This is a genomic window from Streptacidiphilus neutrinimicus, assembly GCF_000787815.1.
Lineage (GTDB): Bacteria > Actinomycetota > Actinomycetes > Streptomycetales > Streptomycetaceae > Streptacidiphilus > Streptacidiphilus neutrinimicus.
Genome location: NZ_BBPO01000031.1, coordinates 1 through 23,125, shown reverse-complemented (window position 1 = coordinate 23,125; position 23,125 = coordinate 1). Strand labels below are relative to the sequence as shown.

Genomic DNA, 23,125 nt, shown 5'->3' with positions numbered 1-23,125 from the left:
CGCCGGGGCCTCCCCCGTGGGCCCCGGCCCGGAACCCCCCTGTCCTGAGGTCCCCTCACCCCGTCTGCGAGGTACGGCTTGTCCTCCCACCGCGAAGCACCCGAGATCGCCAAAGACCCGGTCGCCGACAGCACCGACCTGTACGCGTTCGTCAGCCCCGACGACCGCGACACCGTGACGCTGATCGCCAACTACATCCCGCTCCAGAACCCGGCGGGCGGCCCGAACTTCTACGAGTTCGGCGACGACGTGCTGTACGAGATCCACATCGACAACGACGGTGACGCGCGCGCGGACGTCACCTACCAGTTCCGCTTCACCACCCACCTGCGCGACCGGAACACCTTCCTCTACAACACCGGCCAGATCACGTCCCTGGACTCGCCGAGCTGGAACCGCTTCCAGACCTACACGGTCACCCGGGTCGAGGCCGGCGGGCGCAGCACCGTGCTGGGCAAGGACCTGATGTGCCCGCCGTGCAACATCGGCCCGCTGTCGACGCCGGACTACCCCAAGCTCGCCCGCGAAGCCGTGCACCGCCTGGGCGGCAACCGCAGGGTCTTCGCCGGCCAGCGCGCGGAGGGCTTCTACGTCGACCTCGGGTCCATCTTCGACCTCGCCGACCTGCGGCCCTTCCAGTCGCTCCAGGTCTTCGCCAAGCAGCAGGGCCTGCCGAACCAGCCCGGGGTGAACACCACCAAGGAGCTCAACGTCCACAGCATCGCTCTGCGGGTCCCCGTCGAGGAGCTGACCCGCCACGGCTGGCACGGCAGGGACGTCGAGGACCCGCGCGCGGTCATCGGCGTGTGGACCACCGCGAGCCGCCGCGCCTCGCGCATCATCGAGCGGGGCAGCGGCGAGGACTGCGAGTCGGGGCCCTTCGTCCAAGTCTCGCGCCTCGGCAACCCGCTGGTCAACGAGGTCCTGATCCCGATGTCCCGCAAGGACGAGTGGAACGCCCTGCCCCCGTCGGACGACAAGCGGTTCGCCTCCTACGTGGCCAAGCCCGAGCTCGCGGGGCTGCTGCCGGTGCTCTACCCGGGGGTGTTCCCGCACCTGGCGGCGCTGGACGCGTCCGGCAAGCCCCGGACCGACCTGCTCGCCATCCTGCTCACCGGCATCCCCAAGGGCATCGTCCCCGGATTCCAGAACTTCACCGGCAGCACCGAGGCCGACATGTTGCGCCTCAACGTCGCGATCCCGCCCACGCGCCGCCCGAACATCCTCGGCCTGATCGGCGGCGACCCGGCCGGATTCCCCAACGGGCGCCGGGTCTTCGACGACGTCGTCACCGTCGAGCTGCGCGCGATCGCGGGCCTGACCTACGCGCTCGTCGACCCCTCGTACCACCCCGACGCGGCGGCCGGTGAGATCACCGACGGGCTCGACAACCACTCGCCCGGCACCCCCTACCTGGACCACTTCCCGTACCTGGGCGTGCCGTACGACGGGTACCACCACCCCGCCTCCTGATCCCACGGCCGCATCCGCTCCGGTGCCCGGGCGACCACCGTCCGGGCACCGGAGCCGACCCGCCCCCGAAGGAGCCGGTCATGACCCACCCCGACCTCCGCGAGCACCACGCCGAACTGCCCCACCAGCACGCTCCCCTGCCCGCGCCGTCCCACGAGGGCAGCGTCCTCCTCGACATCGGCGCGGGGACGGGAGCCCTGGTCATCCACGCCTCCGACGCCGACGACGGGCTGGAGATCCACGCCAGCCCCGAGGGCCGGCCGGAGCAGCGCACCCACGCGGCCGTCCGCCCGCGCCACCTCCCGGACCGCACCGTGTACGCGGCCGTGCTCACCCCGCTCCCCGTGGGCCGCTACACCGTCTGGCAGCGGGACGACACCCCGCACGGCGTCGTCACCGTCGCCGACGGCGAGGTCAGCGACTACCGCTGGGCCTGACGCGCCGACGTCTCGGCGGAGCCGGAGCTCAGGCGAGCCCGTTGACCAGCCCGGTAAAGACGAAGGGCAGGCGGGCCGCGGCCGGGACCACGAACGGTGCGAGCGCCGACCGCTGACGGGTCCACAGCAGCGCCTGCGTGAGCGCGCGATGGCGACGGGTGACCCGACGCCACGCGCGCTCGTACGCGTCGGGTCGGCCCGCGTGGACGCAGGCCACCAGGGCGGCCGCGCCGGACAAGGCCAGCGACAGGCCCTCCCCCGTCAACGCGTCGACGTACCCGGCCGCGTCGCCCACCAGCAGCACCCGGCCGGCTACCCGCGTCCGCGCGCGCTGCCGCATCGGCCCCGCTCCCCGGACCGGCCCGGCGGCGGCCCCGCGCAGCCGCTCGTCGAGCGCCGGAAAGGACGCGAGGTGCTCCTCGAAGGAGCCGCGTCCGGCGGTCAGCACGGCGACACCGACCAACGCGGGCGCCAGCGGCGTCACATAGGCCTCGGCGTGCTCGGACCAGTGCACCTCGACGCAGTCGGACCAGGGGGCGACGGCGAAGTGGCGGCGCAGCCCGTGACGGCGAGGGCCGAGCACCGGCCGGTCCAGACCGAGCGCGCGCCTGGTCGGCGAGTGGAGGCCGTCGGCGGCGGCGAGGTAGCGGGCCTCGAGCCCGGCGGCGCGCACGCGGTCGCCCTCCTGGCGCACGCCGTCCACGCGGAGCGGCAGCACCCGGACGCCCAGCTGCCCGGCCCGTCGCGCGAGCGCGGCGTGCAGGTCGGTGCGCCGCACGCCCAGGCCCGGCGCGCCGTGGAAGCGCGCCTCGGCCCGCCGTACCTCGTCGAGGTAGCGGATGCCGCGCAGCGGCCGCCCGTCGACCTGGACGCCGAGCGCGCTGAGGGCGGCCGCGCCGCCGGGCATGAGCCCCTCGCCGCACGCTTTGTCGATCGGGCCCGGGCGGGGCTCGGCCACGACCACGTCCAGACCGGAGAGCGCGGCGTGGATGGCGGTGGCGAGCCCGGCCGGACCGCCCCCGGCCACCAGGAGGTCGATCACCCTGCCGTCGCCAGGCCCAGAGCCAGCGCGGTGTTCTCGCAGCGGACCCGGGTGACCAGCAGCGGCCAGTTGAGCAGGGTGAACACCGCTGCGGTGATCCAGTTGCCGTGGACCAGCGGCAGCGCGAGGCCTTCGAGGACCACGGCGAGGTAGTTGGGGTGCCGCAGCCACCGGTAGGGCCCGCGGTCCACCAGGGGCAGCCCCGGGACCACGATGACCCGGGTGTTCCAGCGCGGCCCGAGCGTGGTGATGCACCACCACCGCAGCGCCTGGGCCGCCAGCGCGACGGCGAGGGCGGGCCAGCCCAGCCAGGGCACGAAGGGCCGGTGCAGCAGCCCGGTCTCCAGCAGGCAGCCGGCCAGCAGGCCCGTGTGCAGGGCGACCATCACGGGGTAGTGCCCGGCGCCCCGCTCGACGCCGCCGCGCGCGCGGCTCCAGCGGGCATGCCGCTGGGCGGTCACGAGCTCGGCCAGCCGCTCCAGGGCGACCAGCAGGACCAGGACGGTGTACGGGTTCACGGCTCTCACGGTGTTCACGGCGCTCCCGGCGTCACGGCGTTCACGGCGTTCATCGGCGGCTACCAGCGCAGGAGGACGAGTTCGACGCAGAATCCGGGCCCCATCGCGAGCAGCAGCCCCGGCGTGCCCGGGGGCGGCGGCCGCAGCGCGAGGGTGTCCCGCAGGATGTGCAGCACGGAGGCGGAGGACAGGTTGCCGACCTCGGCGAGGGAGCGCCAGGTCAGCTCCAGGGCCCGCGCGGGCAGATCCACGGCGTCGCGCACCGCGTCGAGCACCTTCGGGCCGCCAGGGTGGCAGACCCAGGCCGTCACGTCGCCCGCCTTGATCTCGTGGTCGGCGAGGAAGCCGTGCACGACGGGCCCGAGCTGACCGCGCACCAGGTCGGGCAGGTCGGAGCCGAGCATGATGTGGAAGCCGGTGTCGCCGATGGTCCAGCCGAGCAGTTCCTCCGTGCCGGGGAAGAGGTGGCTGCGGGTGGCGACGATCTCGGGCCCGTCCGGGGGGACGCCGTCCCGGCGGGAGCCGACAGCCAGGGCGGCGGCCGCGCCGTCGCCGAACAGCGCGCCCGCGACCAGGTTCTGCATGGAGGCGTCGGCCCGTTGCAGCGTGAGGGAGCACAGCTCGACGGAGAGCAGCAGCGCCGTCTCCTCGGGATGGCCGGTCAGGTAGTCGTGCAGCCGCGCCAGGCCCGCGGCCCCCGCGACACAGCCCAGGCCGAAGACCGGTACCCGCTTCACGTCCGGCCGCAGGCCAAGGCTCGCGGCCAGCCGCGCCTCCAGCGAGGGCGCGGCGATGCCGGTCACCGAGGTGGAGACGACCAGGTCGACGTCCCGGGCGTGCAGCCCCGCCTGGTCCAGCGCGCCCTGGATCGCGTCGCGACCGAGGTCCAGCGCCCCGTGCACGAACGCGTCGTTGCGCGCGCCGAACCCGTCCAGGCCGGCGTACTCGTCGATCGGCAGCACGAGGTGACGCCCCGTCACCCCGGACGAGGCGTGGACCCGCTCCAGGACCTCCCGGTCCCCACGCGGCAGCCGACACGCCGAGCCCACCATACGAGTGATCTCACCCTGCGGGTACCAATTCGGCGGCAAGGCCCCCTGAACCGCGACAATCCGGGTCATTCGGCCATCGTAGGCCTCACCCGGCCCGGATCCCACCATGCCCGCCTCCCCGCGCGTGGCTGACCCCCGTCGGACGCCGTGTCAGGGCGCGCCTGTCCGCCACGTGCCGGCCGAGCGGCGCGGCGGTGCTGGGCCCGGCGGGCAGGGGCCTAGCATCGGGGGGTGCCCGTGGAAGCGATCGAGCGAGGGGGCGGGGTGCCGGGCGGCCTGGTGTCGGCCGCGCATCCCGCGCCGGCGTTCGCGGTGACCGGCATGGCGACCGCGCTGGCCGTCGCCGTCGGCCGCGGTCCGGCCGGGTGCCTGCTGGTGGGCCTCGCCGTCCTCGCCGGTCAGCTCTGCGTCGGGTGGAGCAACGACGTCATCGACGTGCGGCGCGACATCGCGGCGGGACGCCGCGACAAGCCGCTGGCCGCCGGGGCGCTGACCACCTCCACGGCGCGCGCCGCGGCCTGCGGGGCGGGTGTCGCCTGTGTGCCGCTCTCGCTCGCCTCCGGGCCGACGGCGGGGGCCGCACACCTGACGGGGGTGGCCTCGGCGCTCGCCTACAACGCGGTCCTCAAGCGGACTCGTTGGTCCTGGCTCCCGTACGCGCTCGCCTTCGGTCTGCTGCCGGCCTTCGTCACCCTCGGTCTGCCGGGCCACCCGTGGCCGCCTGCCTGGCTGCTCGCCGCCGCCGCGCTGCTCGGAGTCGGCGCTCACCTCACCAACGTGCTGCCGGACATCGACGCCGACCTCGCCGACGGCATCCGCGGGCTCCCCCACCGCCTGGGCGCCGCCCGCAGCCGGGCCCTCGCCGCGCTCGCGCTGCTGGGCGCGTCCCTCCTGCTGGCCCTCGGGCCGCCCGGCCCGCCGGGCGCGCTGGGGTGGACGGGCTTGGCCCTCGCCGCCGCGCTGACGGCGGCCGCCGCCCTCCCCCGCGCGCGGCGCGCGGACAGCCGCCTGCCGTTCCTGCTCACCATCGGCCTCAGCGCCCTCGACCTCGCCCTGCTGCTCCTGCGCGGCGCCGCCCTGCGCTGAGGGCGGGGCCTCCGCACCACGGGAAGGACCAGATCATGGACGGATCCGCGCCCGGCGCCGGAGGCCCGCGCCTGGACCTCGCCGCCTTCGAGGAGCTGCGGCGGCAGGTGCACCGGCTCGCCCCGGCCGGGAGCCCGGCGCGCGGCGCTCTGGAGCACCTCACGGCGGAGCGCGTGCTCGCCGCCGTGAGGGAGGTGCGGACGGGGCGTCATGTGGGGCTCGGCGCGCCCGTGGCGACGGAGCCGGGCCCGGGGAACCCGGATCCGGCCCGGCATCCGATGACCGGCGCGGTCGCGGGCCGGATGCGCGGACAGGGGCTGGAGTTCGCCCGCGACCGGATCGAGATGAACGTGCACGGCGACGTCGACAGCCACTTCGACGCGCTGTGCCACGTGGTCTACGAGGGCACCCTGTACGGGGGCGTCTCGGCGGACACGCTGACGGACGCGGGGGCCGGCGCGCTCTCGGTCACCGCGGCCGAGGCCGGGATCGTGGGCCGGGGGGTCCTGCTCGACATCCCGGCCGTGCGGGGCGTGCCGTGGCTCGAGCCGGGCGAGGTCGTGACGGCCGACGACCTGCTGGCCGCCGAGGAGGCGCAGGGAGTGCGGTTCGGCCCGGGGGACCTGCTGTTCGTGCGGGTCGGGCACCGTCGCCGCCGGCACGAGCTCGGCCCGTGGGACGCCTCCGAGAGCCGCGCCGGTCTTCACCCGGCGGCGGTGACTCTGCTGGCCGAGCGGCGGATCGCCGTCCTCGGGAGCGACAGCAACAACGACTGCGCCCCGAGCCCGGTCGACGGGGTCGGCTTCCCCGTCCACGTGCTCGCGATCCACGACCTGGGGCTGCCCCTGCTCGACTACCTGCAGTTCGAGGAGTTGGCGCCGCTGTGCGCGGCCGAGGGCCGCTGGTCGTTCCTGTGCGTGGTCGCTCCGCTGCGGCTGCGCGGCGGCACCGGCTGCCCGGTCAATCCCGTCGCGGTGCTGTGACGGCGGACGCTCACTCCGAGGGCCGGGCGACACGGCCGCCGTAGTGATCGGCCGAGACGCGGCGCCAGAAGACACGGTAGGTCCAGCCCTGGTAGGCCAGCACCACCGGGAACAGCACGATCGCCACCACGGACATGACCTTGAGCGCGTAGTTCCCCGAGGCCGCGTTGCCGACGGTGATGTCGTACGCGGGGTTCGTACTGGACACGACGAGGCGCGGGTAGAGGTCGACGAAGACCGACAGCACACAGGTGGCGATGGTGAAGGTGGTGGCCGTGAAGGCCCAGCCCTCGTGACCGGCCGTCACCAGCCAGGCGGCGGCGAGCACGAAGAGGACCGCGATCAGCTGCATGATGCTCGGCAGCACGCCCTTGCCGGCGGTGGAGTGGGTCCACGGCAGGAACGCGAGCACGGCCAGGGCGGTGACCGGGGCGATGCGCCGGGCCAGCAGCCGGGCCCGGCCGCGGACGGTGCCGGTGGTCCGCAGCGCGAGGAAGACCGCGCCGTGCAGCAGGCAGAGCAGCACCAGCGTCACTCCGGTGAAGACGGCGTACCCGGAGAACAGGTCGGCGAACGAGCCGGAGAACTCCTGGTTCTGGCCGACCGGGATGCCGTGCAGCATGCCGCCCAGCATGACGCCGAGGAAGAACGGGACCAGCAGGCTGCCGACGGTGAGCGTGGCCTCCCAGGTCCTGCGCCAGCCGGAGCGCTCGACCTTGTCGCGGAACTCGAAGGAGACCCCGCGCAGGATGAGCCCGACCAGGATCACGACCAGCACCAGGTAGTAGCCGGAGAACAGGGTGGCATACCAGCCGGGGAAGGCGGCGAACATGGCCGCGGCGGCGACGATCAGCCACACCTCGTTGCCGTCCCACAGCGGTCCGATCGTGCCGATCGCGGCGCGTCGGCCCGGCTCGTCCCTGGCCACCACGGTGTGCAGCAGGCCGACCCCGAGGTCGAAGCCCTCCAGGACGAAGAAGCCGGTCCACAGCACGGCCGTGAGGATGAACCAGAAGGTGGCGAGCGCCATCGTGCGACCTCGTGGGTGCGGTGTCGGGGTGTCAGTAGGCGGGGGCCGGCTGCGGGACCTCGCTGGTCGGCGGTGCGGCGGCGGGCTCCCGGCGGGCGTAGCGGGCCATCAGCACGATCTCGACGACGGCCAGCGCCGCGTACAGGACGAAGAAGACGATGATGCTGATCGCCACGGTGGTGGTGCTGATCGACGGCGACACGCCGTTGCGGGTGAGCTGGAGGCCCTGCACGATCCAGGGCTGGCGGCCGCTCTCGGTGAGCAGCCAGCCGGCGGTGTTCATCAGGAACGGCAGGACGACCAGCCAGGTCGCCACCCGCTGGAAGGCCTTCGCCGTGCTGAGTCTCCTGCGCAGCAGCAGCCACAGCCCCCACAGGCCCACGAGCAGCACCACCACGGCGAGGTAGGCCATCACCCGCATCGACCAGTACTGGATGAAGATGTTCGGGACGTAGTCCCCCGGGCCGTACTGCGCCTGGTACTGGCTGTTCACCGTGTCGAGGCCGAGGACCTTGCCGTTCCAGTGGTTGGTGGCCAGCAGCGAGAGCAGGTGCGGCACCTCGATGATCTTCGTCGGCGTCTGGTCGTTCTTCCCGCCGCCGACCTGGATGAGCGAGAAGGAGCAGGGCTGACAGGTGGTCCACTGGGCCTCGGCGCCGGCGATCTTCATCGGCTGGTACTTGCCCTCGGTGACGCCGAGTTCGCTGCCGACCAGCATCGCCACCAGGATCGTCGGCACCAGGACGACCAGGGACAGCCGGGCCGAGGCGTGGAACACCAGCGGCGCCCGCCCCTTGCGCAGCTGCCAGGCGGAGACCGCGAGCATGACGACGGCCCCGGTCACCACGGACGCGAGCAGCACGTGCAGGTAGCCCCGCAGGAAGACGGGGTTGGTGAACAGCTTCCACACGTCGTTCAGCTGCGGGCGGCCCGTCGTGGGATTGACGGCGTATCCGACCGGGTGCTGCATCCAGGAGTTGGCCGCCATGATGAACGCCGCCGAGAGCGCTCCGCCGAGAGCCACGGCCCAGATGGCGGCGAGGTGGACGCGCCGGGACAGCCGGTCCCACCCGAACACCCACAGCCCGAGGAAGGTCGACTCCAGGAAGAACGCGGCCAGCCCCTCCATGGCGAGCGGCGCGCCGAAGACGTCCCCCACGGTGCGGGAGTAGACGGACCAGTCCATGCCGAACTGGAACTCCTGCACCAGGCCGGTCACCACGCCCACCGCGACGTTGATCAGCAGCAGGATGCCGAAGAAGCGGGTGAGCCGCAGGTAGTCGACCAGGCCGGTGCGGTGCCAGGCGGTCTGGAGCAGCGCGGTGAGGAAGCCGAGGCCCACGGTGACCGGGACGAACAGGAAGTGATAGATCGAGGTCATGGCGAACTGGAGCCGTGCAAGGTCGAGTTGACTCACCGTGCTCCCCGCCGCCTGGATGTCTCTGCGCATGCGCGACCACTTTTCTCCGCGAGTGAATCACGCGGATCGGGCGGCGGCAGGGCAACATGCCGGGCCTCAGCCGATCGGCCGCATGCGAACGCCCATTCGATCCCTGTGGTGTGCGGTCGCACCGGAACGGCACTCGCTATAGCGTGGCAGCCGGTGCGTGTGAGGAGTCCACTTGGCTGACAACGAGCACTACGACGTCATCGTGATCGGCAGCGGCGCGGGCGGCGGCACACTCGCCCACCGGCTGGCGTCCACCGGAAAACGGGTCCTGATCCTGGAGCGCGGCGGCTACCTGCCCCGTGAACGGGACAACTGGGACTCGACCGCGGTCTTCGTCAAGGGAAAGTACCGGGCCCCGGAGTACTGGTACGACAAGGACGGCAACGCCTTCCCGCCGGAGGTCAACTACTACGTCGGCGGGAACACCAAGTTCTACGGCGCGGCCCTGTTCCGGCTGCGCCCCGAGGACTTCGGCGAACTGCGCCACCACGACGGGATCTCCCCCGCCTGGCCGATCCGGTACGAGGACCTGGAGCCCTACTACACCCAGGCCGAGCACCTCTACCTCGTCCACGGCCGGCACGGCGAGGACCCGACGGAGGGCTTCGCCGGCGCCCAGTACGCCTATCCCCCGGTGGCCCACGAGCCGCGGATCCAGCAGCTCAGCGACGACCTGGAGAAGCAGGGCCTGCACCCGTTCCACCTGCCTATCGGCGTGAACCTCACCCAGGACGAGCGGGGAGCCGCCACGCACGACAGCGCCTGCATCCGCTGCGACCGCGTGGACGGGTTCCCGTGCCTGCTGGGCGCGAAGTCCGACGCCCAGGTCCGCTGCGTCGACCCGGCCCTGCGGCACGCCAACGTCGAGCTGGTCACCGGCGCCGACGTGCGCCGGCTGGAGACGGACCCGTCTGGCCGCACGGTCACCGGCGTGGTCGCCCGCATGGACGGCGGCGACAGCCGCACCTTCGCCGGCGACATCGTCGTGGTCTCCTGCGGCGCGGTGAACTCCGCCGTGCTGCTGCTGCGCTCCGCCAGCGACACGCACCCCGCCGGGCTGGCGAACAGCTCCGACACGGTGGGCCGCCACTACATGCGGCACAACAACCTGGCACTGATGGCGGTCTCGAAGGAGCCCAACCCGACCGCCTTCCAGAAGACGCTCGCCCTGCACGACTGGTACCTGGCCGGGGACGACTGGGAGTTCCCCATGGGCGGCATCCAGATGCTGGGCAAGTCCGACGCCGACCAGATCCACGGCGAGGCCCCGCGCTGGGCCGGCGCGGTCTCCCCCGACATGCCGTTCGAGGTGCTCGCCCACCACGCGGTCGACTTCTGGCTCTGCGGGGAGGACCTGCCGCTCGCCTCCAGCCGCGTGACGCTCGACAAGGACGACAACATCCACCTCGCCCTGGACGAGAAGAACAACATCGCCGGGCTGAACCGACTGCGCCACCAGCTCCAGGGCATGCTCGGACGCCTCGGCATGCACGAGCACCACCTGCTGCCGCACAGCATCTACCTGCACAAGGGGATGCCCATCGGGGCCACCGCCCACCAGGCCGGGACCGTGCGGTTCGGCACGGACCCCGCGTCCTCCGCCCTGGACGTCACCTGCAAGGCCCACGACCTGGACAACCTCTACGTCGTGGACACCAGTTTCTTCCCCAGCATCGGCGCGGTGAACCCGTCGCTGACGGCCATCGCCAACGCCCTGCGCGTCGGCGACCACATCGCCCAGCGCCTCGGCTGAACAGGAGGGTCATGACATGGCAAGCAACCAGATGGACGCGCTGGTCATCTTCGGCGCCACCGGCGACCTGGCCAAGCTGGAGACCTTCCCGGCGCTGGTCGGTCTCGTGGAGCGCGGCGTGCTCGACCGGCCCGTCATCGGCGTGGCCAAGAGCGGTTGGGGCCTGCCGCAGTTCCGCGACTACGCCGAGGCCTCGCTGAAGCTCAACGGCATGGACCCGACCACTCCGGCGGCGACCAGGATGCTGGGGCTGCTGCGCTACGTCGACGGCGACCTCGACGACGACGCGACCTACGCGGCCATGGCGCAGGAGATGGGCGACGGCCGGCAGGCCCTGTACTACCTGGAGGTGCCTCCGCCGCTGTTCGGCCGGATCGCCCAGGGCATCGCCGGCGCGGGCCGCGCGGAGGGCGCCCGCGTCATGGTCGAGAAGCCGTTCGGCACCGACCTGGCCAGCGCCCGGGCGCTCAACGACACCCTGCACCAGTACTTCCCCGAGGACGCCATCTACCGGGTCGACCACTGGCTCGGCCTCGACCCGGTGGAGAACGTGCTCTTCGCCCGGTTCGCCAACTCGGTGATCGAGCCGCTGCTGAACCGCACCCACGTCCGCAGCGTCCAGATCACCATGGCGGAGGCGTTCGACGTCTCCGACCGCGGCCGGTTCTACGACCGCACCGGAGCCGTCCGGGACGTCGTGCAGAACCACATGCTCCAGGTCCTCGCCACCGTGCTGGCCGAACCGCCCGCCGGACGCGGGCTGGAGTCGTGGCGGGACGCGAAGTCCAACGTCGTCAACTCGCTGCGTCCGCTCGACCCCGAGCACATCGTGCGCGGCCAGTACGAGGGCTACCTCGACGTCGAGGGCGTCGCGCCGGGCTCGACCACCGAGACCTTCGCCGCCGTACGGCTCGCGGCCGACTCCTGGCGCTGGGCGGACGTGCCGATCCTCATCCGCGCCGGCAAGTGCATGCCCGTCACGGCCACCGAGGTGACCCTGCACTTCCGCGCCGCCCCGCACGACGTCTTCGGGCTGCGGCCCACCCCCGCCGCCAACAGCCTCCGCTTCCGGGTCTGGCCCGAGACGCAGGTCGGCCTGACCCTGGCGGGCAAGGCTCCCGGCGGGGCCTGGGAGGCGAAGCACGAGGAGCTCTCCTTCAGCGAGATCCCCGGCTCCGACATGCGCCCCTACGACCGCCTCATCGGGGCCGCCCTGGACGGCGACCGCTGGCTGTTCGCCCGCGAGGACACCGTCGAGGCCGCCTGGCGCGTCGTGGACCCGATCCTCGGCAACGTGGCCCCCGTCCACCCGTACGCGCGCGGCACCTGGGGCCCGAAGCAGGCGGACGCGCTGCTTCCCGAGGGCGACGCCTGGCACGATCCGTCCGCCTGAGCGGACCATGGAGGCATGGAACCGCATCCCGTCGACCTGTACACGGACGAGCTGCTGCGGCTGGCCCCGGGCCTGACCCGGGCCACCGCGGACGACCTGCTGCGCCGGGTGTTCCAGCACGGTGCGGACGAGGGCGCGAACGCCGCGCTCGCCAACATCGCGGAGCTGGACAACACCAAGGACGCCGAGAACCGCAGGCTCGCGGAACGCCTGGTCGAACTCGGCGAAGACCCTCTGTCCGTCGCGCGGATCATGCGAGGCTCGTAGCATGACCGAACGCAAGCCGGCGGGCGTCAGTTTCGAGTCCTGGGTCGACCAGCAGATCCGGGAGGCGCAGGAACGCGGCGAGTTCGAGAACCTGCCGGGGTCCGGTGAGCCCCTGCCCGACCTCGACGAGCCCTACGACGAGCTGTGGTGGGTCAGACAGAAGCTCGCGCGGGAGGGGCTCTCCTTCCTGCCGCCCACCCTCGCCCTGCGCAAGGAGGCGGAGGACGAGCTCACCGCCGCCGCCACCGCCCCGACCGAGGCGGACGTGCGGCGGATCGTGCTGGACATCAACGAGAAGATCCGCAGGTCGCTGCGCGGGCCGACCGAGGGTCCCCCGCTCAACCTGGTCCCCTACGACGTCGAGGACGTCGTCGACGACTGGCGCAGCCGCCGTCCGTCCCCGACGGAGGAACCGCCGGCCCCGCCGGTGGCGGAGAGCGCCCGCCGGCGCGGTCTCCTGCGGCGTCTGCTGCGGCGACGCGCCGCCTGAGCCCGCCGGCCGCCCGGGATCCCCGCCCCCGCCGCCCGGGTCACAGTCCGAACAGTCGGGCTGCGTTGTCGTGGCACACGGCCCGCAGCCAGTCGTCCCCGAGGCCGAGGCGTTCCAGGGCGTGCAGCTGGTCCAGGTACGGGTAGGGGATGTTGGGGAAGTCGGAGCCGAGCAGCACGCGGTCACCGAGCGCCGCGAGGCGCGGCAGGGCCCGGCGCGGGAAGGGCATCAGCCGCTCGGCGAAGTCGGTGAAGGCCATCGTCGTGTCCAGCCGCACCTCCTCGAACCGCTCGGCCAGGTCGAGGAAGTCCTCGTACTCGGGCATGCCGAGGTGCGCGATGACCAGCCGCAGCGTCGGACTGCGCTCCAGCATCCGTGCGATCGGCTCGGGGCCGGTGTGCTTGCCGGGCGCGGGCCCGGAGCCGCAGTGGATCACCACGGGAATCCCGGCCTGGGCCAGCAGACCCCACGCGGGCCGCAGGAGTTCGTCGGCCGGGTCGTAGGCCCCCACCTGGACGTGCGCCTTGAAGACGCGCGCGCCGGCCTCGACGGCCTCGCGGACGTAGGTCTCCACGCCCGGCTCGGGGTACAGGGTGGCGGTGTGCAGGCAGTCGGGCGTCCGGGCGGCGAAGTCGGCCGCCCACGCGTTCAGCCACCGGGCCATGCCGGGCTTGTGCGGGTACAACATCGAGGTGAAGGCCCGCACGCCGAACTGCCGCAGCACGGCCGCGCGTTCCGCCTCCGCGGCCCGGTAGGCGATCGGCCACGCGACCCCGCCGATCAGCGGGCCCTGCGTGTCGAAGTACTCCCACACCTTGTGCAGGACGCGCTCGGGCATGAAGTGCGTGTGGACGTCGACCAGCCCAGGAAGACCGAGCCGGCCCCAGAAGCGCCGCACCTCGGCGGCCTCCGCACGCCAGGTCGGGGTGTCGTCGACGGAGCCGGCGGGATCGCTCGGAGGCACGCGGTGATCACTCATACCGCCCACCATCGGCCCTCACCCGGGGACAGGTCCACCCCTGTCCGAGACCCTGCCCGCCGGGGTGACCGTCGCCGAGGAGGCGCGGACGCCGTCTGGACAGGGTGGGCGGAGGCAGGGGATCCTCTTGGGAGCGCTCCCGCGCACAACCCCCCGGACGGCGCGGGAGCCGCTCAAGCACGCCGTCGCACGGGTGCTGCGGCGCAGGGGAGCGCAGCGACCCGGAGGCGACGGGTGTCCGGCGCGCCGCGGGCGAGGGTCGCGGCGGCCGGACGGCGGCGTCGGCACGGCCCGGCTCGGCCCGGCACGGCCCAGCCCGCGAGAGGGGCCCGGCCCGCGAGAGGGGCCCGGTCGGCGGGGCTTGAGCTTGCCGTGGGGCAAGGTTCTAGATTCGGGGCCGTGAACGAGAGAACGGACCGGCTGGTCACGATCGGCCGGTTGGCCCGTCAGACCGGCCTGACGACGAAGGCCCTGCGGCACTACGACCGGGTGGGCCTGCTGGAGCCCGCGGCCGTCGACCCCGGGACCGGCTACCGCTACTACCGGCCCGAACAGGTCGCCGCCGCCCGGCTGATCCAGACGCTGCGCGCGGTAGACCTCCCGCTGGAACAGGTCCGCGCCTGCCTGGCCGCGGGCGGCGACCAGGCGACGGTCACCGAGCGCGTCCTGACGCAGCACCGCCGACGGCTCCAGGCCCGACTGGACCGGACCCGCGGTGCCCTCCACCGCACCGACCACCTCATCGACGAAGGGATCACCGTCACCATGAGCGGCGACCAGCCCGACAGCGGCACCATCTCCCCGGACCAGCGGAAGCTCGCCGTCGACCTGTTCAACGGCGTCTGGCGGCTGCTGGAGCAGGAGGACCGATCGGTGGAGGACGACGACCGGATGCTCCACATGGCCCACGCCTCGCGCCACCACTGGGGACAGGTCGGTGAGGCCGTCCACCGCGGCCGGGGCGAGTGGCAGTGCTCCCGCGTCTACGCCGTGCTCGGACGGGCCGAACCGGCGCTGCACCACGCCCGGCGCTGCCTGGACATCTGCCGGGAGAACGGGATCGGGGACTGGGACCTGGCCTTCGCCTACGAGGCGCTCGCCCGCGCCGCCGCGGTCGGCGGCGACAAGGCCCAGGCCCGCGCCTGGGCCGAGCAGGCCCTGGCCGCCGCGGACGACATCGCCGAGGCCGAGGACCGCGAACTCGTCCTGTCCGACCTGGAGAGCATTCCCGGCCTGCCGCTCTTCGCCGAATCCTCCACCGGCGCGGGCGACCACGGCCGCGCCTCGGAGTAGCCGGCGGACGCCCGGGACCGGAGACGTCCCCACCCGCTGGTCAGACTTCTGGGGCGGCGGCGGCCTTCCCAGAACCCGGCTGTCGTGCTGACAGATGCGCGCTGCGGCGCGTGGGGTGTCCCTGGCACCGCCTCTCGCTCCGGCCGCCCGACCAGCCGGGGCGATCGGGCGGCCGTTCTCCGCGCTCGACCCGCATCTCCGGTCCCCGGTGACCTGGTCTTCTTCGGCGCCGGCAGGTCGTCCGCGCACCACGCCGGCGTCTACGTGGCCCCGGCGCTGGCGCGGGTGCCGCAGTGCCTGCAAGCTGGGATGACGTCCGATCCGGCCACCGCCGTCAGGAGAGCGCATGCCCTACGCCGTCGACTTCGTGAACGTGTCCACCGTCGGCCTGGAGTCGTCCCCGGTCGCGGAGGCGCTGGCAGGGCTGCGCGCGAACGAGGCGCGCTACTACAGGAACAAGTACGACCACGTGTTCACCGTCAGCCCCGCGGACGAGGCGCCGGAGGTGCTCGCCTACGTGAACCGGGTGCTGTCCGAGGAGCGCGACATCGTCCTCTCCTCCCGCCCGCTGGAGGTGTCCTCCTTCGAGGTCGACGGCCTGCGGATGGCCTACGTGTTCTACGAGTCCGGCCTGGCGGTGAACGTGATGTACGGCGTCGAGGAGGGGAAGAAGCGCGCCGTGGGGTTCAAGCTCTCGCAGGGCATGGACGTCCCCGAGGAGCTCGCGACGCGCTTCAAGTTCGCCCGTCAGAAGTCGAAGCTCGCGGGCGAGATCCGCGGCTCCTTCTTCGTGATCAAGGGTGAGTACTGACCCCTGCGTCGACCATCGCGCTCCGCGTTCAGCGGGTGAGGACCCGCACCGTTCGCCGCCCTTCTTGACGGGCGCATGCCCTCTCGGGGAGCCTCCGTGACAGCGGGCGCCAAGCCCGGCACACACCACCGTCACCGGCACCCTCCTCTCCCCAATCCTCAGCCTGGGAGGGCAACTTCATGACATCGACCCGTCGCCCGTCGGTCGTCGCCCGGGCCGTCGCCCTGGTGACGCCCGTCGCGCTGGCCGCAGCAGGCCTGTTGGCCGCGGCGGTCCCCGCGCCCGCGGCAGACGCGGAGGCCGCCGCCTTCGCCTCGACGGCTGCGGCCGCCCCGCCGGTCGCGCTGACCGGGCCGCAGTTGGCGGCCTCCTGGACGGGGCCGCTCAGCACCAGGGGGCGGTACATCGTCGACGCGAAAGGGAACCGGTTCAAGCTCAAGGCCGGGAACTGGGACGGCGCCCAGGGCCACTACCTGGGCAGCGGCGACGCGACCGACCCGGCGAACAACGAGCACGGCGAGGTGTCCTACGACGTCCCGCTGGGGCTGGACCGGGCGCCGCTCTCGCAGATCCTCGCGGACTACCACTCCCTCGGCCTGGACGCGATCCGGCTGCCGTTCGCCGACGCGCTGGTCCACGACACCTCCACCGTGCCCGACGCGGCCGTGGCGGCCAACCCCCAACTGCGCGGCGACACCCCACTGCAGGTCTACGACGCGGTCGTCGCAGCGCTCACCGCCGACGGCTTCGCGGTGATCCTGAACAACCACACCACCACCTACCGCTGGTGCTGCGGCGTGGACGGCAACGAGCGCTGGAACAGCGGTCAGACCACCGCCCAGTGGGAGGCCGACTGGCTGTTCATGGTGAACCGCTACCAGGCGAACAAGCGCGTGGTCGGCGCGGACCTGCGCAACGAGGTCCGGCGTGACATCACCGACGACCCCAACTGGGGCTGGTACGACGACCACGACGAGTACGCCGCCTTCGAGGACGCCGGCAACAAGATCCTCCAGGCCGACCCGGACATGCTCGTCATCATGGAGGGCATCAACTGGTACGGCATCCCGCTCAACGGGCTGCCGCACGGACGTCCGATGCTGACGCCGGTCGCGAACCTCTCCAACACCCTGATCGATTCGGGCAAGCTCGTCTACTCGGCCCACTTCTACGCCTACACCGGTCCCGCCAACTCCGGTGCCGCAAGCGGCCTCGGCGCCACCAGCGACCCGCGCTACGAGGACCTGACCCCCGCGCAGCTGGCCCAGGCGGTCAACTCCGAAGCCCTGTTCGTCACCCAGTCCGGCCAGCACTTCACCGCGCCGGTGTGGGTCAGCGAGTTCGGCGCCGCCGGGCGCGGCTCGACCGACAGCAAGGAACAGGCCTGGTTCGACAACTTCACGAACATCCTGGAGCAGAACGACACCGACTTCGCCGTCTGGCCGCTGATCGGCTACACCGACGCGAACGGCGACCAGCAGGACAACTGGTCGCTGCTGTCCTACTCCGCGAGCGGCGTCCGCCAGGGCATCGAGGACGGCGGCGACTGGCGCGCCGCGGACTGGAACGCGCTGGTCGACGCGCCGAGCCACACCGGCCAGGTCCCCCAGGCGAACCACTGGAACATGCTGGACCTCGACCACGCCGACTACGACGTCTCCGCGACCATGCTGGCGCAGCCCGACTGGTCCTACGGCAACCGCAAGGGCGACTGCCCCGACACCGAACGCCTGGTCGCGCTCGGCCGCAGCGACAGCCGCGGCCTGTGCACCGACGCGAACGAGCCCGCCAAGGCGTCCGGCGCCTGGACGGTGGTCACCGACGAACGCTATGTCACCGAGGGGGACTGGGCCTCGGGTTACAGCAAGCTTCAGTGCCCCGACAACACCTTCGCGGCGGGCTACAGCGTCAACAACAACGCCATGGCCGCGCTGCTGTGCGCGCCCTCGGCCACGCCGCTGCCGACCACGGGGCACGACGTCTGGTTCGACCACGGCGACAACCGCCCGTCGAGCGGCGGCTCCACCGCCAGCGACTGGGCCCCCGGCTACTACAAGGGCCAGTGCGCCGACAACGAGTACGTCGCGGGCGTCGCGTACACCTGGAACTGGAACGACGGAGGCGTTCCGGACGCGCTGCTCTGCCGACCGCTCAGCTGAGCCCGTCGGGCTGCTCCTGCTGAAGCCCCCGCAGGAGCAGCCCGACCAGGCGGCGCGGATCGTAGGCGGGGTCGCCGTCACGCCCGACGCAGAGGTTGCCGATGCCGCGCATGAGCTCGTAGGGCCGGACGCCCGGCGTGATCTCGCCCGCCTGCTCGGCCGCGTCGAGGAGCCGGCCGCAGACAGGGACGAGGCGGTCGAGGAAGTAGGCGTGCAGGGCCTCGAAGCCGCCGCTGTCGGACTGGAGCGCGTTCGCCAGCCCGTGCTTGGTGACCAGGAAGTCCACGAAGAGGTCCACCCACTGGCGAAGCGCCGCCAGCGGCGAGCCGGCCTGGGCCAGCAGCGCCGGTCCGGCCTCGGCGCAGGCCTCGACCTGGTGGCGGTAGACGGCGACCACGAGGTCCGCCCGGGTCGGGAAGTGCCGGTAGATGGTGCCGATGCCGACGCCCGCCTTGGCCGCGATCTGGCGGATGGGCGCGTCGACGCCCGAGGCGACGAACACCTCCGCGGCGGCGGCCAGCAGCGTCTGCTGGTTGCGCAGCGCGTCGGCGCGCTTGCCTCGTGCCGCCACCGACGCGGGCTGCTCTGCTGCCGACACCGCACTCCCCTTCTCCGTTGCGTAGCCGTTGACTGCGTAGCCGTTGACGAAACGGAACGCTGATCCGTATAGTTTCGGAACGACGCTCCGCTTAGAGACTAGCCGAGCGCGGCGTTCCTGTCCCTCGCGTCCGCCACCGCCCGTCGAGGTCCGTGGCAGGGCCTCCGGAAGGGAAACACTCCCCATGACCACGACACCGACCAACGCACCGACCTACGCGGCCGCCGCCCTCGGCGCGCCCGCCCCCGTCCTCTCGGTCGCCCCGGTGACCCTGCCCGCCCCCGGCCGGGCCGTCGACCTGCAGGTCCGCGTCTCCGCGCCGACGAGCGGCGGCGATCTGCCGATCGTGCTCCTCTCACACGGACACGGCCCGTCGAACCACCTCTCCTCGCTGGACGGCTACGCGCCGCTCGCCGACTTCTGGGCGGCGCACGGCTTCGCCGTGATCCAGCCCACCCACCTCAGCTCGCGCACGCTGCGGCTGGACCCCGACGACCCGGAGGCGCCGCTGTACTGGCGCTCCCGCGCCGAGGACATGACCCGCGTGCTCGACGGGCTCGACACGATCGAGGCGACCGTTCCGCAGCTCCGCGGCCGCCTGGACCGTGACAGGGTGGCCGTGGCCGGCCACTCGATGGGCGGCCACACCGCGAGCATGCTGCTCGGAGCCCGGCTGACCGACCCCCGAACCGGCGAGGAAGTGGACCTGAAGGAGCCGCGCGTCAAGGCGGGCGTGCTGCTCGCCGCGCCCGGCCGGGGCGGCGACGCGCTGACCGAGTTCGTGATCGAGCACTACGGGTTCTTCTCCACCATCGACTTCTCGACGATGACCACGCCCGCCCTCGTGGTCGCCGGAGACGCCGACGCCTCGCCCCACCTGACGGTCCGCGGCCCCTCCTGGCACACGGACCCCTACCACCTCTCCCCCGCCCCCAAGACCCTGCTCACCCTGTTCGGCGCCGAACACGGCCTCGGCGGCGTCTCCGGCTACGACGTCGCCGAGACCACCGACGAGAACCCCGCCCGCGTCACCGCCGTCCGGCATCTGACCTGGGCCTACCTTCGCACCGCGCTCGACCCCGCCGACCCCGCCTGGCAGAAGGCGTGCGACGCGCTGTCAGCCGCCCCGGACGCGTTCGGCCGCGTGGAGTCCAAGGCGCCGTAGCTCCGTCCGTCAGCGTGGCTCAAAGGCCCGCGGCGCGGCGGGCGGCGGCGATGTGGGCCGGGGAGGCGTCGCGCTGACGGGCCCGCAGGACGCCGAAGGCGAAGGCCTCGCCCGGCCGGGTTCCGTCGAGGCGCGCCAGCTCGCCCAGGGCCTGCTCGGCGCCGCGCGCGTCCTGGTGGGCTCCGAGCCGCTTGTGGATCTTCTTGTGCCGGGCCTCCAGACGCTCCGCCTTCGCGCCGACGACCGGCTCCAGGGCTCCGGCGAGGTAGCGCGTCCGCTTGGCCGCCTTGCGGGCGCGGTGCAGCGCCTCGTCCTGTTCCTCGCCCACGGGCTGTCGCAGCGCCTTGCGCAGCCGCCGCTCGGTCCGCCGCGCCTCGTGGCGCAGGAAGCTCTTGGCGCGGCCGCGCCCGGCGCGCTTGCCCGGGCGCAGAGGCGGGTCGGCGGTGAACTCCTCCAGCCGGTCCAGCAGTGCGAAGTAGCGAGGCGACGACATCACGGTCATCAGGTGGCGGTGGGCGCGGCGGCAGCGGCGGTCGAGCAGCTTGCGCAGCTTACGTTCGGCCGCCCGGGGGCCGCAGTCGGCGGGCAGTTCACGGGCCTGGCCGACGAGCCGCTCCCGCAGCGCCTCCGGGTCGCGGTAGCCGCCGAGCTCGTGCCCGAGCCAGCGGAGGTCCGCGGCCAGTTCATCGCTGCGCCGGGTGTCGAAGAGTGGGGCGCAGGCGCGCAGCAGGCTGCGCAACGTGCGGGCCGTGACGCGCATCTGGTGCACGGCGTCGGGCTCGTCGAGCCGGACGTCCGGATCCAGGGCGATCAGGCGCCTCGCGTGCTGCCTCAGGGCCGCGACGACTGCCTCGGCCGTCCTGCCCGCCCCCGTGACATCGGTGCGCCGCGGCGGCTCGACGTCCAGTCCGGCGGCGCGCAGGGCCCGGGCCAGCTTGACGCCTCGGTCGGCGGGATGGAGGCCCCGCTCGGTCAGCTTCCGCGCCGCGGCGTCCAGGAGCTTCGCGTCGCCGTCGACGAGCTCCACCTCGGTCTCGTCCCAGGTGCTCAGCTCGGGCTGCGCGGGCGTCCCGGTTCCGGTCCCGGCGCCGTCCAGGACGCGGGCGGCCACGTGGTCGGCGGCCAGCTCGGCCAACGGGCGTTCCTTCGCGTCGAGCCAGAGCACCCTGCGCCGATGGGTCAGCAGATGGGCCACGGGTTCCAGAGGCCCGCCGCGCGCGTAGGCGCAGGCCAGGGCCGACAGCTCCTGGGGGATCTCCTCCTCGGTCCCTCCGTCGCGCAGCGGACGCCCGATCTCGCGGCGTCCTCCGTGCTCGCCGGGGAGCTTGAGGTGCCAGCCCGCGTCGTGGCCGCCGGCGCGGCGGCGCAGGGTGACTCCTCGCCTGAGCAGGCGGTGGTCGGGGGTGTCGAAGTAGACCGCGTCGAGGATCTCGGTGTCGCCCGCTTCGGCTCGCGCGACGGCCGCGGGTCGGGTGGCCGTCAGGTCCCCGGCCGGGACCCCGTCGAAGGTGATCTCGTGCTCGGTGTGTGCGTTGCTGGGCATGGACGGCGTCTGCCCCGGGCGCCGCGCGCTACGCACCGGACCGGCGGAGCCGGACCTGCCGCGTGTCAGCACGCGCAGAAGGGGCAAGCGCGCCGGAGCCCACAGGACCGGCACGAAGCGGAAGGTGCGTCATGAGCAGCGAACACGCGGTCCCGGACAGCGGCGCCATCCTGGCCCCGGCCACCGGTGTGACCCTCGACCAGATCGGCATCCTCTCCCTCAGCTACCGGGCCGGCATCCCCGTGCTCAGGGTCAGCGGAGGCCACGCGATGCCTGCCACGCTCCTGCTCGTCAACGAGGAGGACCAGGTGCTCGGCCGCTACGAGGCGGTCCTGCGCCAGCCCGTGATGCGCTCGGCCGGATACCTGGGGTTCGCGAAGGGCACCCCCGGCATCACGGAGGAGAGCGCGCTCCCGCCGCTGGTGGTCAGCGAGGGCACCGGGCAGGCCGACCCCGTCGGGCTCGACGAGGTGCTGGAGACCTGACGGCCCCGCGCCGCCGCCCCTGCTTCGCCCGGGAGGTGACGCTCACCGCGCGAAGCAGGGGCGGCGCCGTCCCGGCGTCGAGGGGTGGAGCGGGAGGGACCGCCGCAGATCGCAGACCCCGAGGATGCGGGCCACCTTGCGCGGCGGCGCCGCCAGCAGGACGGGCACGCCGACGGCGTCGGCCATGCCCCGGGCCTGCAGCAGGCCGGTCAGCCCGGCGGCGTCGCAGAACGTGAGCGCACCCAGGTCCAGCACCAGGCCCCGCCCCGCGTGACCGCCGCGCGGCAGCTCCAGGGCGCGGGCGACGGCGAGGAGGAGCGCCGGCACGGCCGCGAAGTCGAGCTCCCCCGCCAGGTGCAGGACCGGGCAGCAGGCGGGGCGGCGCGGCAGGCCCCGGCAGGGCCGCGCCTGGAAGGCGAGGCGGTGCGACGCGAACGCGCCGCACGGGCGCAGCGGACGGTGGTGGCGCATGGCAGGGTCTCCCGGGCGTCAGCCGCCGTGACCGGTGGAGCCGGTCAGGACGGCGCTGACGACGAGGTTGTCCGGATAGGTGTGGGTGGCCGTGTTCGGGGCCCCCGCGCAGGTGACCAGGTTCAGCACCGGCTGCGGGCTCGGGCCGTAGACCTGCTGGTCGGGGAAGGACGACTTGGCGTAGCGGTGCGTGGAGGTGACGGTGAAGTCGGCGGTGGTGCCGTCCGCGCGGGTGACCTCGATGCGGTCCCCGGCGGCCAGGTGGCCCAGCCGCAGGAAGACGCCGTCGCCGTACCGGCCGACGGTGACGTGCCCGAGGACCACCGAGGAACCGCGCTCGCCCGGAGTGACCGAGCCGTCGTACCAGCCGGCCGGCGCATCGGCCGCGATCGGCGGGACCTGGACGGTGCCGTCCGCGGCGAGACCCAGGCGCAGCAGCGAGGTGTCCACGCCGATCGCCGGGATGGCCAGGCGCTCCGGTGCCGAGGCGGCCATCGGGACGGCCGCCGTCGGGACGGAGACCGGGGCGGAGCCGGCCGACTGGGCGGTCGAGCCCGGCGCGGCAGCTCCGGCGACGGGATGGTCGGTGGTGAGCCCCCCGGCGCACCCGGCCGCCGCCGCCAGCGCCGCGACCGCCAGCCCGAGGG

The 23,125-nt window shown here is 73.3% G+C and carries 23 protein-coding genes; 13 read left to right on the top strand and 10 right to left on the bottom strand.

Going from position 1 to position 23,125, the window contains the following annotated elements:
• Nucleotides 1–78: 78 nt before the first annotated feature.
• Nucleotides 79–1,473 carry a DUF4331 domain-containing protein gene (locus TR48_RS20305; protein ID WP_042369389.1) on the top strand — a complete coding sequence of 465 codons (1,395 nt, stop codon included), beginning with the start codon at nucleotides 79–81 and terminating at the stop codon, nucleotides 1,471–1,473.
• 80 nt (nucleotides 1,474–1,553) lie between these two features.
• The gene (locus TR48_RS20300) at nucleotides 1,554–1,910 is read left to right on the top strand and encodes a hypothetical protein (RefSeq protein ID WP_201777139.1); all 357 of its coding nucleotides are present in this window, start codon (nucleotides 1,554–1,556) and stop codon (nucleotides 1,908–1,910) included.
• A gap of 28 nt (nucleotides 1,911–1,938) precedes the next feature.
• On the opposite strand, the gene TR48_RS20295 is transcribed toward TR48_RS20300, so the two are convergent.
• From TR48_RS20295 to TR48_RS20285, 3 genes are read right to left on the bottom strand one after another with little or no spacing between them, the layout of a single operon-like run.
• Nucleotides 1,939–2,952 (bottom strand): NAD(P)/FAD-dependent oxidoreductase, encoded by a 1,014-nt coding sequence (locus TR48_RS20295; RefSeq protein ID WP_042369388.1) that lies wholly within the window; start codon nucleotides 2,950–2,952, stop codon nucleotides 1,939–1,941.
• Nucleotides 2,949–3,470, bottom strand: coding sequence for an isoprenylcysteine carboxyl methyltransferase family protein (locus TR48_RS20290; RefSeq protein ID WP_042369459.1), 522 nt, complete (start codon nucleotides 3,468–3,470; stop codon nucleotides 2,949–2,951). The genes TR48_RS20295 and TR48_RS20290 overlap by 4 nt, the downstream gene beginning before the upstream one ends.
• A gap of 59 nt (nucleotides 3,471–3,529) precedes the next feature.
• The gene (locus tag TR48_RS20285; protein ID WP_042369387.1) at nucleotides 3,530–4,591 is read right to left on the bottom strand and encodes a type III polyketide synthase; all 1,062 of its coding nucleotides are present in this window, start codon (nucleotides 4,589–4,591) and stop codon (nucleotides 3,530–3,532) included.
• A gap of 162 nt (nucleotides 4,592–4,753) precedes the next feature.
• On the opposite strand from TR48_RS20285, the gene TR48_RS20280 reads away from it, so the two are divergent.
• Together TR48_RS20280 and TR48_RS20275 are read left to right on the top strand one after the other, a co-directional pair.
• Nucleotides 4,754–5,608: a UbiA family prenyltransferase gene (locus tag TR48_RS20280; protein WP_042369386.1), complete on the top strand. Its 855-nt coding sequence runs from the start codon at nucleotides 4,754–4,756 to the stop codon at nucleotides 5,606–5,608.
• Nucleotides 5,609–5,643: 35 nt separating this feature from the next.
• Nucleotides 5,644–6,591, top strand: a complete 948-nt coding sequence (locus TR48_RS20275) for a cyclase family protein (RefSeq protein ID WP_052442813.1) — start codon at nucleotides 5,644–5,646, stop codon at nucleotides 6,589–6,591.
• Between the two features lie 10 nt (nucleotides 6,592–6,601).
• Here the strand turns inward: TR48_RS20275 and cydB are convergent, their stop codons facing one another.
• Together cydB and TR48_RS20265 are read right to left on the bottom strand one after the other, a co-directional pair.
• The gene (gene cydB / locus TR48_RS20270; protein WP_042369385.1) at nucleotides 6,602–7,621 is read right to left on the bottom strand and encodes a cytochrome d ubiquinol oxidase subunit II; all 1,020 of its coding nucleotides are present in this window, start codon (nucleotides 7,619–7,621) and stop codon (nucleotides 6,602–6,604) included.
• Between the two features lie 31 nt (nucleotides 7,622–7,652).
• Nucleotides 7,653–9,071 carry a cytochrome ubiquinol oxidase subunit I gene (locus TR48_RS20265; RefSeq protein WP_201777138.1) on the bottom strand — a complete coding sequence of 473 codons (1,419 nt, stop codon included), beginning with the start codon at nucleotides 9,069–9,071 and terminating at the stop codon, nucleotides 7,653–7,655.
• 172 nt (nucleotides 9,072–9,243) lie between these two features.
• On the opposite strand from TR48_RS20265, the gene TR48_RS20260 reads away from it, so the two are divergent.
• From TR48_RS20260 to TR48_RS20245, 4 genes are read left to right on the top strand one after another with little or no spacing between them, the layout of a single operon-like run.
• Complete coding sequence (locus TR48_RS20260; RefSeq protein ID WP_042369384.1) at nucleotides 9,244–10,824, top strand: GMC family oxidoreductase; 1,581 nt, start codon at nucleotides 9,244–9,246, stop codon at nucleotides 10,822–10,824.
• A gap of 16 nt (nucleotides 10,825–10,840) precedes the next feature.
• Nucleotides 10,841–12,217 carry a glucose-6-phosphate dehydrogenase gene (zwf, locus tag TR48_RS20255; protein WP_042369383.1) on the top strand — a complete coding sequence of 459 codons (1,377 nt, stop codon included), beginning with the start codon at nucleotides 10,841–10,843 and terminating at the stop codon, nucleotides 12,215–12,217.
• Nucleotides 12,218–12,232: 15 nt separating this feature from the next.
• On the top strand, nucleotides 12,233–12,484 hold the full coding sequence (locus TR48_RS20250) for a hypothetical protein (RefSeq protein WP_042369382.1): 252 nt from the start codon (nucleotides 12,233–12,235) through the stop codon (nucleotides 12,482–12,484).
• A 1-nt stretch (nucleotide 12,485) separates the two neighbouring features.
• On the top strand, nucleotides 12,486–12,974 hold the full coding sequence (locus tag TR48_RS20245) for a DnaJ family domain-containing protein (protein ID WP_084729583.1): 489 nt from the start codon (nucleotides 12,486–12,488) through the stop codon (nucleotides 12,972–12,974).
• Nucleotides 12,975–13,014: 40 nt separating this feature from the next.
• On the opposite strand, the gene TR48_RS20240 is transcribed toward TR48_RS20245, so the two are convergent.
• A complete protein-coding gene (locus TR48_RS20240; RefSeq protein ID WP_084729582.1) occupies nucleotides 13,015–13,953 on the bottom strand; it encodes an amidohydrolase family protein in 939 nt (312 codons plus the stop codon).
• A 399-nt stretch (nucleotides 13,954–14,352) separates the two neighbouring features.
• Here TR48_RS20240 and TR48_RS44965 point away from each other — a divergent pair, with 399 nt between their 5' ends.
• The 3 genes from TR48_RS44965 to TR48_RS20225 all read left to right on the top strand — a co-directional run bounded on the left by TR48_RS44965 (nucleotide 14,353) and on the right by TR48_RS20225 (nucleotide 18,216).
• Nucleotides 14,353–15,246 (top strand): MerR family transcriptional regulator, encoded by an 894-nt coding sequence (locus tag TR48_RS44965; protein ID WP_063771021.1) that lies wholly within the window; start codon nucleotides 14,353–14,355, stop codon nucleotides 15,244–15,246.
• A gap of 346 nt (nucleotides 15,247–15,592) precedes the next feature.
• Nucleotides 15,593–16,057: a DUF8821 family protein gene (locus TR48_RS20230; RefSeq protein ID WP_042369381.1), complete on the top strand. Its 465-nt coding sequence runs from the start codon at nucleotides 15,593–15,595 to the stop codon at nucleotides 16,055–16,057.
• Nucleotides 16,058–16,236: 179 nt separating this feature from the next.
• The gene (locus TR48_RS20225) at nucleotides 16,237–18,216 is read left to right on the top strand and encodes a glycoside hydrolase family 5 protein (RefSeq protein ID WP_042369380.1); all 1,980 of its coding nucleotides are present in this window, start codon (nucleotides 16,237–16,239) and stop codon (nucleotides 18,214–18,216) included.
• On the opposite strand, the gene TR48_RS20220 is transcribed toward TR48_RS20225, so the two are convergent.
• A complete protein-coding gene (locus TR48_RS20220) occupies nucleotides 18,209–18,814 on the bottom strand; it encodes a TetR/AcrR family transcriptional regulator (RefSeq protein WP_042369379.1) in 606 nt (201 codons plus the stop codon). The two genes, TR48_RS20225 and TR48_RS20220, sit on opposite strands and share 8 nt — an antisense overlap.
• Before the next feature lie 184 nt (nucleotides 18,815–18,998).
• On the opposite strand from TR48_RS20220, the gene TR48_RS20215 reads away from it, so the two are divergent.
• The gene (locus tag TR48_RS20215; RefSeq protein WP_042369378.1) at nucleotides 18,999–19,979 is read left to right on the top strand and encodes an alpha/beta hydrolase family protein; all 981 of its coding nucleotides are present in this window, start codon (nucleotides 18,999–19,001) and stop codon (nucleotides 19,977–19,979) included.
• Between the two features lie 19 nt (nucleotides 19,980–19,998).
• Here TR48_RS20215 and TR48_RS20210 read toward each other — a convergent pair whose 3' ends face one another.
• On the bottom strand, nucleotides 19,999–21,522 hold the full coding sequence (locus TR48_RS20210; RefSeq protein ID WP_042369377.1) for a CYTH and CHAD domain-containing protein: 1,524 nt from the start codon (nucleotides 21,520–21,522) through the stop codon (nucleotides 19,999–20,001).
• A 131-nt stretch (nucleotides 21,523–21,653) separates the two neighbouring features.
• Here TR48_RS20210 and TR48_RS20205 point away from each other — a divergent pair, with 131 nt between their 5' ends.
• Nucleotides 21,654–22,007, top strand: a complete 354-nt coding sequence (locus TR48_RS20205) for a hypothetical protein (protein ID WP_042369376.1) — start codon at nucleotides 21,654–21,656, stop codon at nucleotides 22,005–22,007.
• Between the two features lie 42 nt (nucleotides 22,008–22,049).
• Here TR48_RS20205 and TR48_RS20200 read toward each other — a convergent pair whose 3' ends face one another.
• Together TR48_RS20200 and TR48_RS20195 are read right to left on the bottom strand one after the other, a co-directional pair.
• Nucleotides 22,050–22,478, bottom strand: coding sequence for an STAS domain-containing protein (locus TR48_RS20200; protein ID WP_052442812.1), 429 nt, complete (start codon nucleotides 22,476–22,478; stop codon nucleotides 22,050–22,052).
• Nucleotides 22,479–22,496: 18 nt separating this feature from the next.
• Nucleotides 22,497–23,117, bottom strand: a complete 621-nt coding sequence (locus TR48_RS20195) for a class F sortase (protein ID WP_052442822.1) — start codon at nucleotides 23,115–23,117, stop codon at nucleotides 22,497–22,499.
• Nucleotides 23,118–23,125 lie beyond the last annotated feature (8 nt).

What these genes read in the sequence shown, in the direction of transcription:
- TR48_RS20250 (WP_042369382.1), top strand. Translation starts at nt 12,233, where the DNA reads ATGGAACCGCATCCCGTCGACCTGTACACGGACGAGCTGCTGCGGCTG.
- TR48_RS20240 (WP_084729582.1), bottom strand. Translation starts at nt 13,953, where the DNA reads ATGAGTGATCACCGCGTGCCTCCGAGCGATCCCGCCGGCTCCGTCGAC.
- TR48_RS20200 (WP_052442812.1), bottom strand. Translation starts at nt 22,478, where the DNA reads ATGCGCCACCACCGTCCGCTGCGCCCGTGCGGCGCGTTCGCGTCGCAC.
- zwf (WP_042369383.1), top strand. Translation starts at nt 10,841, where the DNA reads ATGGCAAGCAACCAGATGGACGCGCTGGTCATCTTCGGCGCCACCGGC.
- TR48_RS20230 (WP_042369381.1), top strand. Translation starts at nt 15,593, where the DNA reads ATGCCCTACGCCGTCGACTTCGTGAACGTGTCCACCGTCGGCCTGGAG.
- TR48_RS20225 (WP_042369380.1), top strand. Translation starts at nt 16,237, where the DNA reads ATGACATCGACCCGTCGCCCGTCGGTCGTCGCCCGGGCCGTCGCCCTG.
- cydB (WP_042369385.1), bottom strand. Translation starts at nt 7,621, where the DNA reads ATGGCGCTCGCCACCTTCTGGTTCATCCTCACGGCCGTGCTGTGGACC.
- TR48_RS20245 (WP_084729583.1), top strand. Translation starts at nt 12,486, where the DNA reads ATGACCGAACGCAAGCCGGCGGGCGTCAGTTTCGAGTCCTGGGTCGAC.
- TR48_RS20300 (WP_201777139.1), top strand. Translation starts at nt 1,554, where the DNA reads ATGACCCACCCCGACCTCCGCGAGCACCACGCCGAACTGCCCCACCAG.
- TR48_RS20215 (WP_042369378.1), top strand. Translation starts at nt 18,999, where the DNA reads ATGACCACGACACCGACCAACGCACCGACCTACGCGGCCGCCGCCCTC.
- TR48_RS20205 (WP_042369376.1), top strand. Translation starts at nt 21,654, where the DNA reads ATGAGCAGCGAACACGCGGTCCCGGACAGCGGCGCCATCCTGGCCCCG.
- TR48_RS20265 (WP_201777138.1), bottom strand. Translation starts at nt 9,071, where the DNA reads ATGCGCAGAGACATCCAGGCGGCGGGGAGCACGGTGAGTCAACTCGAC.
- TR48_RS20285 (WP_042369387.1), bottom strand. Translation starts at nt 4,591, where the DNA reads ATGACCCGGATTGTCGCGGTTCAGGGGGCCTTGCCGCCGAATTGGTAC.
- TR48_RS20210 (WP_042369377.1), bottom strand. Translation starts at nt 21,522, where the DNA reads ATGCCCAGCAACGCACACACCGAGCACGAGATCACCTTCGACGGGGTC.
- TR48_RS20275 (WP_052442813.1), top strand. Translation starts at nt 5,644, where the DNA reads ATGGACGGATCCGCGCCCGGCGCCGGAGGCCCGCGCCTGGACCTCGCC.